At 55.4% G+C, this 16,652-nt stretch carries 11 protein-coding genes; 7 read left to right on the plus strand and 4 right to left on the minus strand.

Annotated features, from left to right (window positions below; genetic code table 11):
- Positions 1-70: 70 nt before the first annotated feature.
- Entirely contained in the window at positions 71-1,423 is a 1,353-nt protein-coding gene (gene pbfA, locus OHL19_RS00490; RefSeq protein ID WP_263355616.1) for a (R)-1-hydroxy-2-aminoethylphosphonate ammonia-lyase, read from the minus strand.
- A gap of 22 nt (positions 1,424-1,445) precedes the next feature.
- Positions 1,446-2,735 (minus strand): MFS transporter, encoded by a 1,290-nt coding sequence (locus OHL19_RS00495; protein ID WP_263355617.1) that lies wholly within the window; start codon positions 2,733-2,735, stop codon positions 1,446-1,448.
- Positions 2,736-3,073: 338 nt separating this feature from the next.
- Here OHL19_RS00495 and OHL19_RS00500 point away from each other — a divergent pair, with 338 nt between their 5' ends.
- The 6 genes from OHL19_RS00500 to OHL19_RS00525 all read left to right on the plus strand — a co-directional run bounded on the left by OHL19_RS00500 (position 3,074) and on the right by OHL19_RS00525 (position 10,727).
- Entirely contained in the window at positions 3,074-4,198 is a 1,125-nt protein-coding gene (locus OHL19_RS00500; RefSeq protein ID WP_263355618.1) for a hypothetical protein, read from the plus strand.
- On the plus strand, positions 4,195-5,472 hold the full coding sequence (locus OHL19_RS00505) for an MFS transporter (RefSeq protein WP_263355619.1): 1,278 nt from the start codon (positions 4,195-4,197) through the stop codon (positions 5,470-5,472). The genes OHL19_RS00500 and OHL19_RS00505 overlap by 4 nt, the downstream gene beginning before the upstream one ends.
- A gap of 9 nt (positions 5,473-5,481) precedes the next feature.
- Positions 5,482-6,633 carry a TIGR03364 family FAD-dependent oxidoreductase gene (locus tag OHL19_RS00510; RefSeq protein ID WP_263355620.1) on the plus strand — a complete coding sequence of 384 codons (1,152 nt, stop codon included), beginning with the start codon at positions 5,482-5,484 and terminating at the stop codon, positions 6,631-6,633.
- Positions 6,634-6,674: 41 nt separating this feature from the next.
- On the plus strand, positions 6,675-7,472 hold the full coding sequence (gene phnX / locus OHL19_RS00515) for a phosphonoacetaldehyde hydrolase (RefSeq protein ID WP_396126649.1): 798 nt from the start codon (positions 6,675-6,677) through the stop codon (positions 7,470-7,472).
- A 326-nt stretch (positions 7,473-7,798) separates the two neighbouring features.
- Positions 7,799-9,502, plus strand: a complete 1,704-nt coding sequence (ggt, locus tag OHL19_RS00520) for a gamma-glutamyltransferase (protein WP_263355622.1) — start codon at positions 7,799-7,801, stop codon at positions 9,500-9,502.
- Between the two features lie 103 nt (positions 9,503-9,605).
- Positions 9,606-10,727, plus strand: a complete 1,122-nt coding sequence (locus tag OHL19_RS00525; protein WP_263356787.1) for an NADH:flavin oxidoreductase/NADH oxidase — start codon at positions 9,606-9,608, stop codon at positions 10,725-10,727.
- A 135-nt stretch (positions 10,728-10,862) separates the two neighbouring features.
- Here OHL19_RS00525 and OHL19_RS00530 read toward each other — a convergent pair whose 3' ends face one another.
- Entirely contained in the window at positions 10,863-11,948 is a 1,086-nt protein-coding gene (locus OHL19_RS00530; RefSeq protein ID WP_263355623.1) for an isoaspartyl peptidase/L-asparaginase family protein, read from the minus strand.
- Positions 11,949-12,139: 191 nt separating this feature from the next.
- On the opposite strand from OHL19_RS00530, the gene OHL19_RS00535 reads away from it, so the two are divergent.
- Complete coding sequence (locus OHL19_RS00535; protein WP_263355624.1) at positions 12,140-14,962, plus strand: UPF0182 family membrane protein; 2,823 nt, start codon at positions 12,140-12,142, stop codon at positions 14,960-14,962.
- 143 nt (positions 14,963-15,105) lie between these two features.
- On the opposite strand, the gene OHL19_RS00540 is transcribed toward OHL19_RS00535, so the two are convergent.
- Entirely contained in the window at positions 15,106-16,635 is a 1,530-nt protein-coding gene (locus tag OHL19_RS00540; RefSeq protein ID WP_317890532.1) for an efflux transporter outer membrane subunit, read from the minus strand.
- Positions 16,636-16,652 lie beyond the last annotated feature (17 nt).

The following is a 16,652-nucleotide window of genomic DNA, read 5'->3' on the forward strand; positions in this document are numbered from 1 at the left end:
CGAATGCGTGAAGTCTTCGGATCTCAGTTCAGATCTAACGTCGCATGATCTTCTGTACGTGTTTCCACCGTCACAGCTCGGAAAAACAACCATCGAGGATCGTAACCGCATCGGTCAGGTGTTGCTCATCGATGGTCAAAGGCGGCGTCAACGCAAGGATCGAACCCATCGTTACCTTGAAGCTGAGCCCCTTGCCTAACGCGGAATACATGATCCGCTCTGCCTCGTGCTCTGCAGGTGAGCCATCATCGCGACGAAGCACAACGGCTACGAGCAGCCCAAGTCCGCGAACCTCCTTGATCAAGCGATGCCGGGTCTGCAGCTCTTTGAGTTGATCGACAAACTTTGCGCCGAGAGTTCGTGAACGCTCCACCAATCCCTCCGACTCAATGACTTCAATCGTTGCAAGAGCAGCGGCACATGCGACTGGATTCTTCTCGTGCGTGAAGTGTCCAAGAGCGCGGTCCTGGCCGATGTCGAGGTCTTCGCGTGCGAGCAATGCCGCTATAGGGAACGATCCGCCGCCCAGGCCCTTGCCAATCACCAGCATGTCCGGAACAATGCCGTATTGCTCGCATGTGAACATCGATCCGGTTCGGCCCAGGCCATTCGGTATCTCATCGAGAATCAAGAGCGCGCCGTGACGATCGCAGATTGAGCGAAGCTTGCGCCAGTAATCCTGCGGCGGCACGATTCCCGTACTTCGAACCGTTTCTGCCACAACAGCCGCAACATCTCCCTCTTTACGCAGAATGTATTCGACATAGTCAGCACATTGCAGGCTGCATTGTCGTCCGCACCGAAAGGGGCAGGAGTCCGGATCGGGTGGAGGAGCATGCTCGGACCCTGGCAACAGCGGCCCGATGTTGTTTCGAAACAAAGCCTCGCCGCCGATAGAGATCGTATCCAGCGTCGCCCCATGAAAGGAGTCCCACATGGACACCGTCTTGAAGCGGCCCGTGGCCATGCGCGCCAGCTTGATAGCCATAGAGATGGCCTCTGCTCCGCCGGGTGCGAAGAGACATTTGTTCAATGTGCCCGGAGAAAGTTCAGCCAGCTTTCGTGCGAGCCCAACAGCATATTTGTTGGTGTAGCGGCGCGTGCAAAAGGGTAGCTGTTCCAGTGCCTCATAGATTGCGGCCTTCACCCTGGGATGGCCGAAACCCACCTGGTGCACATTGTTTCCATGAAAATCCAGGTAGCGGCGACCCTGCATATCGATCAGGAAACTTCCCTCGCATCCGCTCAGAGCGTTCAGACATGGAGAAGAGAGAGATTGATGGAGAAAATACCGGGCGTCCTCTTCAAGCAAGGCAACAGTCTGCTCGTCGAGATGCTCCTGTTGCCAATCCGTCCGCGCCGATGAGAGATTCACATCTCCCTCTGACTGCGCCACCCTGTTTTGCGTATCTTCCTCTTTCATCTTCACCCTCGTCTGGTCACGATCAAGAGACCGGCTGCATTACTTCATCATCGAATTGAGCTTGCTTCTGAACCGGAGGTTTCAGATTCCACATCGGGGTTAGGATAGCGCCAGCCAGGAAGGCGGCAACGGCAAAGATCATGAAGAGATGATTCCAGCCATACCGCGTACTGATGTAAACGACCAGATAAGGAGAAAAGAGCGCACCCAGGTGCCCGATGCCATCGACTATTCCCGCTGCGGACGCAGCAGCTTTCTCTCCACCGATATCCTGCGCGGCTGCTCCTGAAAGGAGCGTATCTGGCCCATAGGAAAGGATGCCCGCAAGGATGACGACAATCGCAGTGCCCACTTTCCCGTAGGTTGCAAACAGCGGATAAGCAAGCATTACAACAGCAAGCCCGAACAACATGACCACCGATACCGGGGCGCGCCGGGATTGCACGAGACGATCGGAGATGTAGCCTGCCGCGACAGCGCCCACAATGCCAACCAACTCATAGAGAGATGAAACATATCCCGCGGTCGGGAGCGAATATCTGAGCTGGTCCACCATATAGAAAGGTAGCCAGAACATCAGCGCGTACCGGCACATCTCCAAAAAGAAGTAGGAGATGCTGACCACCCACAATTGGGGCTTCGCAAGCAGCTCTTTCAACTCGCGTCCGCCGGAACGAGTTGCCGGGACTGCCAACTCGTCCTGCTCGGCCGCACTGGGCAGACCGGCCTCCTTCGGGCTTTCGTCCACTCCAAAGAAGAAGAGAACAGCGACAGCAAGCACGATCAGCGAAGGAAAGACGAAGCCTCGGCGCCATCCCAGGCCGGGGAGAAGCATATGCTGCGCGACTGCCCAGGTCGCGAATACGGTTGCCAGAAATCCGCCGAGGACATAGTTGGTCCCCCACCACGCCATGACCACCCCGCGGTTCCGGCTACCGAACCAACTGGCCATGATCTTTACCAGGCCCGACCAGCCCGTCGACTGCCCTACGCCATTCAGGCACGCGAAGACGAGAAGCCAGATCAACGACGCTCGCACGCCCATCAGCAGGTTGCTGCCGGCAACAAGCAGCAGGCCAAATCCGACAACACGTTTCGGTCCGATGCGGTCGGAAAGGAATCCGAACCCGAATTGACCGACCGCATAAAAGAAGCTGTACCCCGCGATAATATTCGCGAGGTCGATGCTGCTCAGACCTGACACACCATGAAGCAGCGGTAGTACGATGCTGATATTTTTCCGGCAAAAATAAAACCCTGCGTAAGTGATCCAGGTAAGCAGAAAAATCTTGTGGCGGGCAGTAAGACGCATCAAAACTCCGACTTCACTCCATTGAACTCGAAACAAACAACATAGAGCCGGCGCAGGGCTGGCGAAAACTTCAATCGACAGCTTGCCTCACGTCCGATGCTGTTACCTGCACAAGGGCCTGGCTCATCTGCAGGTCTCGTCAAACAGGCACTTTAGCCCCGCGTATACCGTTCTGTTGCTTATGTTGTCAGGTACATGCAAATGGCGAAACGTTCAGTATGGTTAGGCCGATCAGACTGCCCGTTATCTAACGCCTTATCGTCCCAATGAGCCTCTATGTCAACGTCCTGTAATCTGCACGGAATATCATCATGCTTTGAGATTGCCCTGCCAGAGCCATGTCCATCACTGAAGAGATTCAACCTGCCGAATTTGAACGCTACGCCACGCAACTGGGTGACGAGCTTGAGATTGTATGTAAAAGTTCGGCGTTTCGCACCAGTCCAAAGAGTTGTGAGTTTTTGCGGCATATCGTGCATCACACGCTCCACGACGATACCGCGCAGCTCAAAGAGCGGCTTATAGGAATATTGCTCCTGGGGCGTGAAACTGCTTATGACACGGGGACCGACGCCGGGGTTCGCGTTCGTGCCAACGACGTTCGGAAGCGTCTCGTCGCATATTGTAAGACGCTCGACGCGGATCGGCGCTTTCTCTTTGAGCTTCCGACCGGCTCGTATGTTCCGCGGTTCTTCCGGTTGATTCCATCCGCCGATCCAGCATTGGAAGAGAATGAGCAGGATGTTCTGCTGCCTCTCCATCTGGAAAGTGGGCCTCCGCTCTCATTGCAGTGGGTCGCTGCCCCCACCCTGATTGCTTTATTTCTCTGTATCGTCTGCCTTCGCTGGCAGATTGCAGAAGAGCATCCGTTTACCAGCTTCTGGCAGAAGGTATTTCAGGATCACCAGGTTTCTTTTTACCTTTCCCCTCTGAAAACGGAACGCGGAGAGGATCTCGTTGCCATGCGAGAGCTGAAAGCCGCCGACCCGCTCTTAGATCTTGCGGCCAAGTTTGATGCCAGATTACTTCTCACCAGCAACGTCACCACCAACGCCACAGCCAGCATGCTCATATCCATTGGACCGATCGCATCGGCGCTAACCTCGTCGAGCGCTGCCGCGATCAGCGGTCATCGGCTAACCGTAGAAGATACCCCGAATGGACGGAAAATCTTCGACCGCGGTACATCTGGTTCCATGACGTCTCTTTCTGGCCAGGCCGCGCTGCTGACGATCTCCAATGGTGCTCAGCGTTCGATACAGATCGACGGAACAGATGCGAATGCAATCGAGGCATTGGTCAAGGTGTTATGTGAGAAAGACACCTTTCCAGCCAGCCTTGCAGACAGCCTTCAGGATCGAACAATTACGCAGGTCGTCTTTCCCGTGTCCCCTCATGCGCAGACGATGATCTTCCACGAACCACTTCCGCTCACGCAAGGCGGGGAAGGGCAACTCAGATGAGCATCAAATCGACGGCCATAGCTGGCTGGCGCGGGCGCATCTTCATGGCCGCGTGGATTCTGTATGCGGGGTATTACATCTGCCGCAAGGATGTCGGTGTTACCGCAGGGGATTCCATCTCTCCGCTGGCAGTCGGGCTCGCCTGCTTCGGGGCCACGTACGCAGTGGGTCAATTCGTCGGCGGTACGCTGGCGGATCGATTTGGCGCAAGATACACCGCCCTGGCTGGCGCTTGTATTTCTATCGTCTGCACGGTTCTGCTTTCCTGGCATTCCCAGGGAGATCTCGGCCTGTTACTGCAGATCGGTAACGGGTTCGGACAAGGACTCGGCTGGCCCGCTCTGCTTAAACTCTTCGGCAGTTGGTTTCGGCGTGGCGAACGGGAACGCGTGCTTGGCTGGTGGAGTACCAGCTATATTCTGGGCGGAGTCCTGGCGACGTCGCTGACAATGTGGATGACTCTGCGGACCGAAGGTCTTGAGCATGAGAATTTCCGTCCCGCATTCCTCTTATCCGCCTCAATCCTTCTATGCGCAACCATCTTCTTTTATAAAATCACCGCGCATCTCCCACTCCTTCAACCGGCACGCGGCACATCTCCAGCAGATTCCACGTCGGACGCCCGTAACTCTTCCTGGCGTGCCGTTCTTACGAATCCCACGATACAGATCGTTTCCGGAATGTATCTGTTTCTGAAGATGACGCGTTATACGCTTCTGTTCTGGCTGCCGAACTACCTGATTTCGAACCTCGGCTACGGTGTCCATGCAGCCGAACATACGGCGGCTTACTTTGAACTCGTCGGCTTTTTCGGCCCGCTGGCAGTCGGCTATGCTGTCCCGCGCTGGTTCGGTGAGCGGCGCATGACACTCGGCGCCGGAATGCTCTTTTCGCTTGCATTCATCTGCCTTCTGCACCCGATGCTTACAGCCAGCGGCTTATTCGGCGTCGTTGTCTCCATCTCTCTGATGGGAATTCTCATTCACGGAGCAGACCTGCTGATGTCGGGCATCGTTGTGCTGGATGCCGTACCGGAGCAATTGCACGGACGCGCCGTCGGCTTCGTCAACGGTGTCGGCTCGATCGGCCAGGCCCTGTCTCCTTTGCTGATTACTCTCTTTGTATCCCGCCTTGGATGGTCACGGCTTTTCGATCTCTTCGTCCTCTTCGCTCTGATCGCCGCCACGATCTGCGCGTTTGGAGCAAGGCTTGAACACCCCCGTACGTCGGCACTTAACCGTTCAGTGCTTGAGCCATCGGATCTGCCACTGTAGTCTGCAGAGGTGAGCGAACAGAGTGCGGACGTTATCATCATCGGTGCCGGAATCATCGGCCTTGCGCATGCCTATCTAGCAGCTAAGTCGGGAAAAAGAGTCACCGTCTTCGAGAGAAACCGCGTGGCCGCCGGAGCATCGATCGCCAACTTCGGCATGCTCTGGCCCATCGGTCAGACGGCAGGCACGATGTTCAATCTGGCGATGGAGAGCAGAGATATCTGGATCGACCTCCTCCAGGCATCCGGCATTCCCTATAAAAATACAGGCTCACTCCATGCCGCGACCCGCCCTGACGAAGCGCGGGTCGCGCAAGAATTCGCCGAGCTTGCTCCGGCTCATGGATACGAGTGCGCGTGGCTAAATCGCATTCAGGCACTCGAACGATCTTCCGCACTCAATAAAGATACGGTGATGGGAGCGCTCTGGAGTGCAACGGAGATGATGGTAGATCCGCGCGAGGTTCTCCGCAGGATCCCGGAATTCCTGGCTGAGCGCTATAACGTTCAATTTTTCTGGGGCTCGCCGGTCTTTGCCGTGGATCACCCCAAAGTTCACACGCCAAACGGTGTGTGGAATGCCGAGCAAATCATTATTTGTTCGGGTTCGGATTTTGAAAGTCTATACCCGGAGTTTTTCAATCAAAGCGGCTTAACGCGCTGCAAGCTTCAAATGTTGCGCACCAGGCCGCAACCGGCAGGCTGGGAGCTTGGGCCCGCACTCGCGGGCGGCCTCACCTTCCGCTTCTATCCTTCTTTCAAGATCTGCGATTCCTTATCCGATCTCCGCAATCGGATTGCCCGTGAGAGCCCCGAGTTCGACCTGTTTGGTATTCACACCATGGTTTCGGAAACCTCATCCGGCGAGCTCACCCTGGGCGATTCCCATGAATACGGACTATCGCCTTCGCCGTTCGATCGGGAGGAAATCGACCGCCTGATTCTTGAACACCTGCGAAGCTTTGTCCAGGTTCCGGATCTCTCAATCGCCGAGCGTTGGCACGGAGTCTATTCCAAGCACCTTGAGAAACCTTACATACGCTTCCGTCCAGAGGAAGGCGTCGAGGTCGTCACCGGCCTTGGAGGTGCGGGGATGACATTGAGCTTCGGTGTTGCCGCAGAGACGTTCAAGTTACAGAACAACGGAAGGCACAAGGCATAATGAAGACAAACATAATAAAGACAAGTAAGCTTCGTGCAGTAATGCTTGATTGGGCAGGAACCACCGTGGACCACGGGTCTGTTGCTCCCGTCCTCGCACTCCAGACTCTCTTCGCCCAACATGGCATCGTGCTTTCAGACGACGATGCGCGCCACGATATGGGTCTACTCAAGCGCGATCACATACGAGCTATTCTTGGCCTGCCTTCGGTCAGGACACAGTGGCTCAGCGTTACCGGACGCGAACCTGGAGACGAGGATGTCTCCTCACTCTTCACCGAGTTCGGCCCATTGCAGATGAAGATTATCGTGCAGCATTCACAACTGATCGACGGGGTCGTCCCCACCATACAGGCATGGAAGGCGCGGGGCCTTCGCATTGGCAGCACAACCGGATACACCAGGGAGATGCTGGCCCCGGTTCTCGCCCGCGCCGCGCAGGAAGGCTATCAGCCCGATACGTCCGTCTGTCCCGACGAAGTGAACGGAGGCCGACCCGCTCCCTGGATGTTGGCGCGCAATATGCAATTGCTTGAGGTCTACCCTCCATCCACATGCGTGAAAATCGGCGATACCGTGAGCGATATTGATGAAGGAAAAAATGCCGGAATGTGGACCATTGGACTGACACGCACAGGCAATATGATAGGCCTCGATCTGGCAAGCTGGTCTAATCTGCCAGAGGATCAGAAGCAGCTCCGGTTGAAGTCTGCGGGAGAACGTCTACTCGATGCAGGCGCCGATTTTATCGCCGAAGATCTAGCCGGCTGCGATGCCATTCTGCAGGCAATTGAGCACCGTCTTGCGGAACCGTCATTCAACGGCATCATGATCCGGTAGCCCCAAAAATTCGCAGGATTAACTGCAGTCGAAACAGCAACGCGATGCTCCGCAAAGAGCATCGCGTTGCTGCTTATGATCACGACGTTCTCCAGAACCGATCCGCACACCCAAAGAATCCCGCGAGAACCATCCCCCACCCCGACCAAACTGCCCCACAACTCAGAGATAAGTTCCGATAGATTTCATCCGCTTCTCAGATTAAACTTCCATCAAAGATTCCACAGCAAATAGGCAGATATCCCAGCTTTCAGCCTCGTACCGAATAGCATCTTCCGTATCGCAAAATATCTCTCGACACACCCACGTTGGAGTCCGAGGAAACTATGCATCGTCTAATCAAAAAGCTCGTCGCTGCGGTTGTCATTGCCCCACTCATCAGCTCTCCGCTCTTCGCTGAGCAGCAGGATCCAGCCCGCGAGCAGGCGCGCTCCATGGTGATGACACAATACGGCATCGTCGCAACCAGCCAGGCCGTGGCTTCGCAGGCTGGAGCAGCAGTCCTTGCAAAAGGCGGCAGCGCCGTGGATGCGGCGATTGCAGCGAACGCCGCATTAGGAGTTATCGAACCCATGATGAATGGCGTAGGCGGCGACCTGTTCGCCATTGTTTATGACGCAAAAGCAAAACGGCTTTATGGACTCAACGCCAGCGGATGGGCACCAAAGAATCTAAGCATCGACGCGCTGAAAGAAAAGGGCCTGGCAAAGATGAGAACGGTGGATCAGATCACAGTACCGGGAACAGTCGCTGGCTGGGACGCGCTCCAAAAGCGGTGGGGAAAGCTCTCAATGGCAGAGGAACTGGCGCCCGCAGTTGCTCTCGCCACGCAAGGAATCGCCGTGACCGAAACCGACGCCGACAATTGGAAAACTTACGGCATGCCGTTTCTCAAGAATCCGGAGTTCGCACGAGTATTTCTGCCGGACGGGAAAGCTCCATTGGCAGGACAACTCTTCAAAAATCCAGAGCTTGCGGAAACCCTCCGCCTCATCGGCAAACAGGGACGCGACGGATTCTACAAGGGTCAGACCGCCTCCGCGATTCTCAAGCTGGAACGCGAACTCGGAGGTTTCATGGAAGCGGATGATCTTGCCGACTTCCAGCCGGAGTGGATCGATCCAGTAAGCACCACCTATCGTGGCTGGACCATCTATGAAATGCCGCCGAACGGACAGGGCCTCGCCGCGCTCCAGATGCTGAATATCATGGAGAACTATCCGATCCAGGAGTGGGGACATAACAGCCAGAAGTCTCTGCACACCGAGATCGAAGCAAAAAAACTTGCCTATGCCGATCTTCAGCATTACATCGGTGACCCGCATGCCACGCAGATTCCGACGCGCACACTTATCTCGAAGGAGCTGGCCGCGAAGAGAGCAAAACTGATTACCAACAAAGCCGCCTGCAACGTGCTTCCATCTGATCTGACCGAACAGCTCTCCCATCAGTCCAGCGATACAACGTACTTATCTGTAGTGGATCGGGACGGAAATGAAGTCTCTCTGATTCAGAGCAATGCAGGTGCATTTGGAGGAGGACTGGTAGCTCCAGGAACTGGTTTTCCGCTGCAAAATCGTGGCGCAGGCTTCACGCTAAAACCAGATAAACCGAACACTCTTCGACCTCGCACCCGACCGCTTCACACCATCATTCCGGGGTTCATGCAAAATGACAAACGTCGAATCGCATTCGGTATCATGGGTGGATTCAACCAGGCACAGGCTCATGCGCAGTTCGTTTCGAATATCGTCGATTTCAATATGAACATCCAGGAAGCACTGGAAGCGGCACGATTTACCAAGCGCGACTTTGAGGGATGCGGCGTCTGGGTCGAAAACGGAATTGCGCCAGATGTGGTTGCGGGCCTCAAAAACCAGGGCCACGAAGTAACTGTCTGGCCGCGCTACTTTCAAAGCATGGGCCGCGGCAATGCCGTCGAGGTCAATGAGTCATCTCCCGTGCACTACGGTGCAACCGATCCACGAGCGGATGGAGAAGCAGTGCCGGAGCAGATCCCGTTTCGATAACACGAAGATCTGTCAGGTTGGCTCTGCGGCAACGATCGAATGATGGTGCAGCATGTTTCACGATCCCAAATTTATTTTGGAGCATCCAATCTCTGTGAGCCAAATGACAAACCATCTTTTCTCTCCTCTCAAGCTGCGCAGCCTGACACTCCCCCATCGCATTGCGGTTTCGCCAATGTGTGAATACTCTTCGCAAGATGGATTCGCCAATGACTGGCACTTCGTGCATCTCGGCAGCCGCGCCATCGGTGGAGCAGCGCTGGTCATCACCGAGGCAAACGCAGTCAGCCCTGAAGGTCGCATTACTCCGAATGATCTCGGTATTTATAAAGAAGAGCACATCGCAGAACTCAAGCGCATCACGAACTTTCTCCACCACCACGGTGCTTTTGCTGGGACACAGCTCGCACATGCCGGACGCAAGGCAAGTATGTCCGTCCCATGGGAAAAACCTCGTTTGATGCCCGCTTCCGAAGGCGGCTGGCTACCGGTGGCTCCATCTGCGATACGCTTCGACGAAACCTACGGCATGCCCGCTGCACTTGACCGCGCGGGTATGGACAAAATCGTCGCTGATTTCACTGTCGCGACAGAGCGAGCCATCAAGGCCGGATTTGATCTGGTCGAGGTTCATGCAGCGCACGGCTATCTTCTGCATGAGTTCCTGTCTCCTCTCTCAAACCAACGCACAGACGAGTACGGCGGCAGCTTCGAAAACCGCGTCCGCTTTCCACTCGAAGTCGTCCGTGCCGTTCGTGCAGCATGGCCTCAGCACCTGCCCGTCTTTGTGCGCATCTCTGCTACAGACTGGGCTCCTGAGTTTCTTGGCGCCTCCTGGGATCTTCCGCAATCGGTAGAGTTTGCCCGGCTGCTAAAGAAGGAAGGTGTCGATCTCGTCGATGTCTCAACTGGAGGCAATCACCCTGGTCAACAGATCCCTGTCGGAGCCGGCTACCAGGTCCACCATGCCGCAACCATCCGGCACGAAGCGGATATTCCAACCGCTGCCGTAGGAATGATTACCGAGCCAGGACAAGCCGATCAGATTGTGCGATCAGGCCAGGCCGACCTCGTCCTGCTGGCGCGTGAACTTCTTCGCAATCCATATTGGCCGCTTCACGCCGCGACGACCCTGCACCAGCAAACCACATGGCCGTCACAGTATGCCCGCGCCTCAAGCCGAAGCACCGAACCGCGGCAACCAATCTCAACTCCCACGGTGTAGCATCCGCGATTTTCCACACACGATTTCCATAACAGCATTGTGGGCAAATAGTTGAGAGGCTCAACCATTTGCCTGCAATGCCTAGCCCACTTATAGCCGTACCTATAGAAACTCGCCTGGTTGCTGCAAGCGCCGTTATTTCACATGGATATCGGGCCCACTGCCTTCGACTTCCTTTGCACGAAACATTCCAAGAGTATTCGAACTCCAGATCGGATCTCCCACAGGCGCAACCACGATAACTCCGCCTTCGCCGCCCTTCAGTGCAGGCAGTTCATCATGGATCATGTGATCCGCAGCCTGTTGTGATGTCTGCCCCTGCTCCACCAACGTGCAAACCTGCCGTGCCAGTGTGAGACGAATGAAATACTCACCAACCCCCGTTCCAGACACGGCACAAGAGCGATCACTTGCATACGTGCCTGCGCCGATCAACGGAGAGTCGCCCACGCGCCCCGGCAGCTTGCCCTGCATCCCTCCAGTGGAGGTAGCCGCAGCCAGATGGCCCTCACTATCTCGAGCCACTGCCCCCACAGTCCCGAAACGATGAACGAACAGATGCGGCGCAGACGAGGCTGTTGGAGCAGGAGCAACCCCAACCGGTCGCGGAGGAACGGGCCGACCGCTTGCGCGCATAATCGAAGTAAATTCCTGCCACCGCAATTCCGTGAAAAAGAACGACGGCGGCTGCTGTTCCAGACCCTGCGCTCTCGAAAACTCGTCAGCTCCCGGGCCAACCATCATGACATAGGGCGTGTGCTCCATCACGGCCCGCGCAAGTGAGACCGGATGCCGGGTAAACTGCACATCCGCAATGGAACCCGCAGCCAGTGTTCCACCGTCCATGATTGCCGCGTCCATTTCGTTCTTTCCGTCGGCGGCAAATGCCGAGCCGCGTCCGGCGTTAAACAGAGGATCGTCTTCCAATACCTTTACCGCCGCCTCGACCGCATCCAGAGCTTTGCCGTGCCGCTTGAGAACGGCCGATCCAGCAGCAAGCGCCTTCGCAAGAGACTCATGGTAAGCACTCTCTGTCGCAGAATCCATATGCTCCCATTCGTTTTCCCCCGCTCCTCCGTGGATAGCGATTGCCCAACCGTGGTTCGACTTTATGCCTTCGTTACTTGCAGCAGGCGTCGCGCCGAATGCAGTAACGCCTGCAACACATACAGCGGCGAAAAGAAACAAAGCTGATCGTGCATTCCGGCTCTGAAACATCATGCTAACCATCCTAACCCTGGCCTGAGTTTTGGAGCGATCAACTTACAGCGATTAAAGGCCCGCTTCGCCAAAGATTTCAAGTCAATCTCCACCCGGAACATCCCATCTATCAACAGACTTTCTTTATAAACCCCCTTTTCGGGAAGCCTACAATCAGGGAGTACATGCAGCCGATCAGGCGCGGAGGAAAGTTGCCGTCATTCATTGATTCACCACAACAGCAAGGTCCGGCGCGGTGGCGCCGCAGATTCCTTCTTCTCATCGCTCTGGCTTTCGGCATCTTCATTCTGTGCCGGATTGCGTTGTCGTACTGGGTCGACCTGCTCTGGTTCCAATCACTCGATCTCGGAAATGTCTTCTGGAAAACACTCGGGCTTCAGGTTACAGATTTCGTGTTCTTCTCCGCGATCACATTTCTGTTTCTATATGGAGCATTCGCAGCGATCCGCCGATCTCATCAAGCCGACCTGCCAACCGCACACTCGATCATCGTTGCAGGGCAGCCGATCAGCCTCTCTGTACAACCGGCCCTGCGCGTAATCTCCCTGTTGGTCTCGATTGTTTTTGCGATTGTGACTGGCTTTGCAATGGTCGCGGACTGGCCGACGCTCGCGCTTTTCTGGTATGCCCCGCGTGCAACCGTCAGTGTTGCAGATCCTATCTTTGGCAAGCCTCTGAATTTCTTCCTGTTCACTCTACCCGCCTGGCAGTTACTCAATAACTGGCTATTTACGCTGGCGATTGTGACCTGCGCCGTTGCTGTAGCTTTCCTCGTTATTACCAGCAGTGCTCGCGCGCTCACCAAGCGGCGAATCACTTATGCCCCATCCCCGTGGCGCGGACTCTCCATCACCGTCGCATTCCTTCTGCTTGTCCTCGCAATGAAGGTGTATGTCGAAAGGTTCGAGCTATCTCTCGAACATCACACAATCTTCGATGGCATCTCTTACACCGATGCGCACGTGACGATTCAGGGTCTGCTTATCCTCTGCATTGCCCTCGTCCTCGGCGCTGTTATCGCGGCGGGGAATGCCATGCGAGACTCGCGTGGGCGATGGATCATCGTCTCCATCACTCCCGCCATGATCTGCTATGGCGTACTGGGGGTAATCGGCTGGTATGTCGGCAGCTTTATCGTCAAGCCAAACGAGCTTGTTCGCGAAGAACCCTATATCTCCCATAACATCGAGATGACCAGGCAAGCCTTCGGACTCGATCAGTTCAAGCAACAGGAATTCCCTGCCGAGACCACAGTAGATGCAGCCGACGCCGCCAACAACCAGCCTACCCTTCAGAACATCCGCCTATGGGATTGGCATGCACTACAGGACACCCTGCGCCAGGTTCAGGAAATTCGTACTTACTATGACTTCCCTGACATCGACATCGATCGCTATGTTATCGACGGCACGATGCGCGAAGTCATGCTCGCCCCACGTGAGTTGAGTATCGAGAAACTCCCCGTGAGCAGCCGGAACTGGATCAACGAGAAGTTGATCTATACGCACGGATATGGAGTAACGATGAACCCCGTCAATGGGTTCACCTCAGAGGGCCTGCCAACGCTCTTGCTCAGCAACATGCCGGTGCAAAGCACAGTACAGGGCCTCAACGTGACACGACCCGAGATCTATTTTGGAGAATTGACAGACACCGATGTCTACGTAAAAACTAGGCAGCAGGAGTTCGATTACCCGCAAGGTCAGAGCAACAATCTAACCTCCTATCAAGGCACGGGCGGCATCGCACTCGGCGGATTCCTGCGACGCGTTATCCTCGCAATCGATCGCGGCGATCTCGGAAAACTACCCTTCAGTGACGACGTAAATTCGCAGAGCAGGCTCCTGATGCGGCGTAATGTACGGGAGCGCGTAGCCGCAGTAGCACCGTTTCTGACCTTCGATCAGGATCCCTACATGGTCGTAGGCGATGATGGCAAACTCTCGTGGGTCATGGATGCGTTCACTGTCTCGGATAGTTATCCTTACTCGACCCACTACAATCTCGGCAATAGCTCAGTCAACTACATGCGCAACAGCGTCAAGGCCGTTGTAGATGCTTACAACGGAACCACGACGCTGTATGTCTTCGACGACAAAGATCCGATCCTTGCTACGTATCGTGCCATCTTCCCGAGCCTATTCAAAGATGCCTCTGCGATGCCTGCGGACCTGCGCAGGCATGTTCGTTATCCTGAGGCATTGTTTAAATTGCAGTCGGAGGTCTACGGCCTTTATCACATGACCAATCCAGAGGTCTTCTTCAATCGCGAAGATCTGTGGACCGTTGCCACCGAGACCGGCACCGATAGTACAGGTCAGCAGATTGTCCAGATGATGCAGCCGAACTTCGTCCTCATGAAACTACCGGGTGGCAAAGGCGAAGAGTTCGTAGAGATACTCCCCTTCACGCCCGCAAACCGAAACAATCTGATCGGATGGATAGCAGGCCGCAGCGACAACGCAAATTATGGGACAGCCGTGGTCTACGACTTTCCTAAAACAAGACTCATTGACGGGCCGCAACAGATCGAGGCCCGCATCGATCAGAACGCTCAGCTCTCAGGGCAATTGACGCTATGGAATCAGCAGGGCTCGCATGTCTTGCGTGGAAGCCTGCTCGTCATCCCATCCGGCCGCGCGCTTCTATATGCAGAGCCCATCTATCTCCAGGCCCAGCAGAGCCCGATGCCCGAGTTACGTCTCGTCGTGCTTGCACTGCAGGATAAGCTCGCATACGGAACAACATTTCAGGCAGCACTGTCATCCCTCTTCGGTGGAGAAACCTCATCTCTAACCGCATCGGAGACACAGCAAACGACATCCCCATCGCAGGGCAAAACCCAGCCTTCAACCGATGTAAATGCACTCATCGCAGAAGCCGGCAAAGACTTTACCGACTATCAACGTCTCACCGCTGCAGGCAAGCTTGGCGAAGCTGGACTAAAACTCGACGCGCTCAAGAGCGTACTCGAAAGACTAAGCGCGCATGCGAGTTCAGAGAAACAAAAATAAGTTTATAGCCTCTACGAACAAGCAAACGCATGCCACCCTTGAACCACAAAAACACATTCGACTCCAGTGCAATCAAGCTCTGGAGTCGAATGTGTTTTTAAAAGATAGTAACCAGCAGATGCCGCGCATAAGACGCGCAAATCTTATCTCTGAATCGCCGTCTCTGCCTTGCTTGGCTTCTGCGTAACCTGCGCAGGAGTGGGCAATTGCGACTTGTCCCATCCTCCGCCAAGAGCCTCAACCAACTGTACCGCCGCCGTCATCTCCTGCGTGTGCAACGTGGCAATCGTTTGCTGATCTGTCAGCAGGGTCGTCTGCGCAGTAACCACATCGACATAAGGATCAATCCCGCTTTTATAGCGATTCGTTTCCAGCTCGACAAACTTCTCCGCGGACTTCACAGCCTCTTGTTGCTGGCCGACCTGTTGCGAAAGGATGCGCACCGTGGACAGAGAATCCTCAACTTGCTGAAAAGCCACGAGAACCGTCTGCCGATAATTCGCAACATCCGAGTTATACGTGGCGATATTTTGGTTTATCGTAGCCCGGCGCAACCCCGCATCGAAGATCGTCTCCGAAGCCGAAGGCCCAAGCGACCAGAACCTGCTGGGCCAATCCAGCAGATGCTTCAACGTGGAGCTTTCCAATCCGCCCGACGCAGTCAATGTCACATCCGGATAGTACGCAGCATAGGCCACATCAATCAGTGCATTCGCGCTCGCCATCGTACGCTCTGCCCCTGCAATATCAGGCCGCCGCTCCAGCAGTTGCGAAGGTACTCCAATCGGAATCGCAGGCGCATTCGGCATCAACGGCCGTACTTCAAGCGAAAAATCCGAAGCAGGCTTACCAATCAACATCGCGATCGCATGTTCGTACTGTGCCCGAGCCACGCCTGTATTCGTTGCCGAGGCCTCTGCATTCTGCAGTGTGTTCTGCGCCTCTACAACAGAAATCTGATCGCCAACACCAGCGTCATACGCATTCTGCGTCAGCTCCAGCGACTTCTTGTCGGCTTCCACCGTATCGGTAAAAACCTTTTGCAAAGCATCCTGTCCACGCAGCTCAAAATAGAACTCCGCCAGGCTCGCCTGCTCCGTCAATCGCTCGTTTTCAAGATCCGCTGCACTCAACTGCGCCGCATATTGGTCTGCGCGAACCGTGTTGCGTACCTTGCCCCAAAGATCCGGTTCCCACGAAAGATCAAAGGGCAAAGACTCAATCGTGCTCTGCGTCCCGGACTTGCTCGCCGCCCCGGTTCCAGAGCTCGTGACAACATTGCTTCCCAGGTTCGCCGAAGACCGCGACCGTGTAAAAGATGGGCCAACACTGAGTGTCGGAAAGAGCTGCGAACGCGCCTCGCGAATCACCGCACGCGCCGCCATGAAGTTCTCAAACGAAACCTTGATGTTCTGGTTGTTGATATTCAGTTGCTCTTCCAGGCCGTTCAACTCAGGCTCGTTGAAGATCTCCCACCACTTGCCATGCAGCAGCGCATCCTTGGGCTGCGCCACAGTCCAGCTCGAACCGGCAAAGTTCTCCGGAGATTCCTTATACGTTGCCGCAGGCGCCTGTGCCGTCGCAGGAGGTACATGATACTTCGGTCCAACATTGCAGGCGCTAAGCACCACACATAAGGACGCAGCAAAACCCGTCGTCCATCGCAGCCTCATAGGACTCATTGACGGAG

The sequence above is a fragment of the Acidicapsa ligni genome (assembly GCF_025685655.1).
GTDB lineage: Bacteria > Acidobacteriota > Terriglobia > Terriglobales > Acidobacteriaceae > Acidicapsa > Acidicapsa ligni.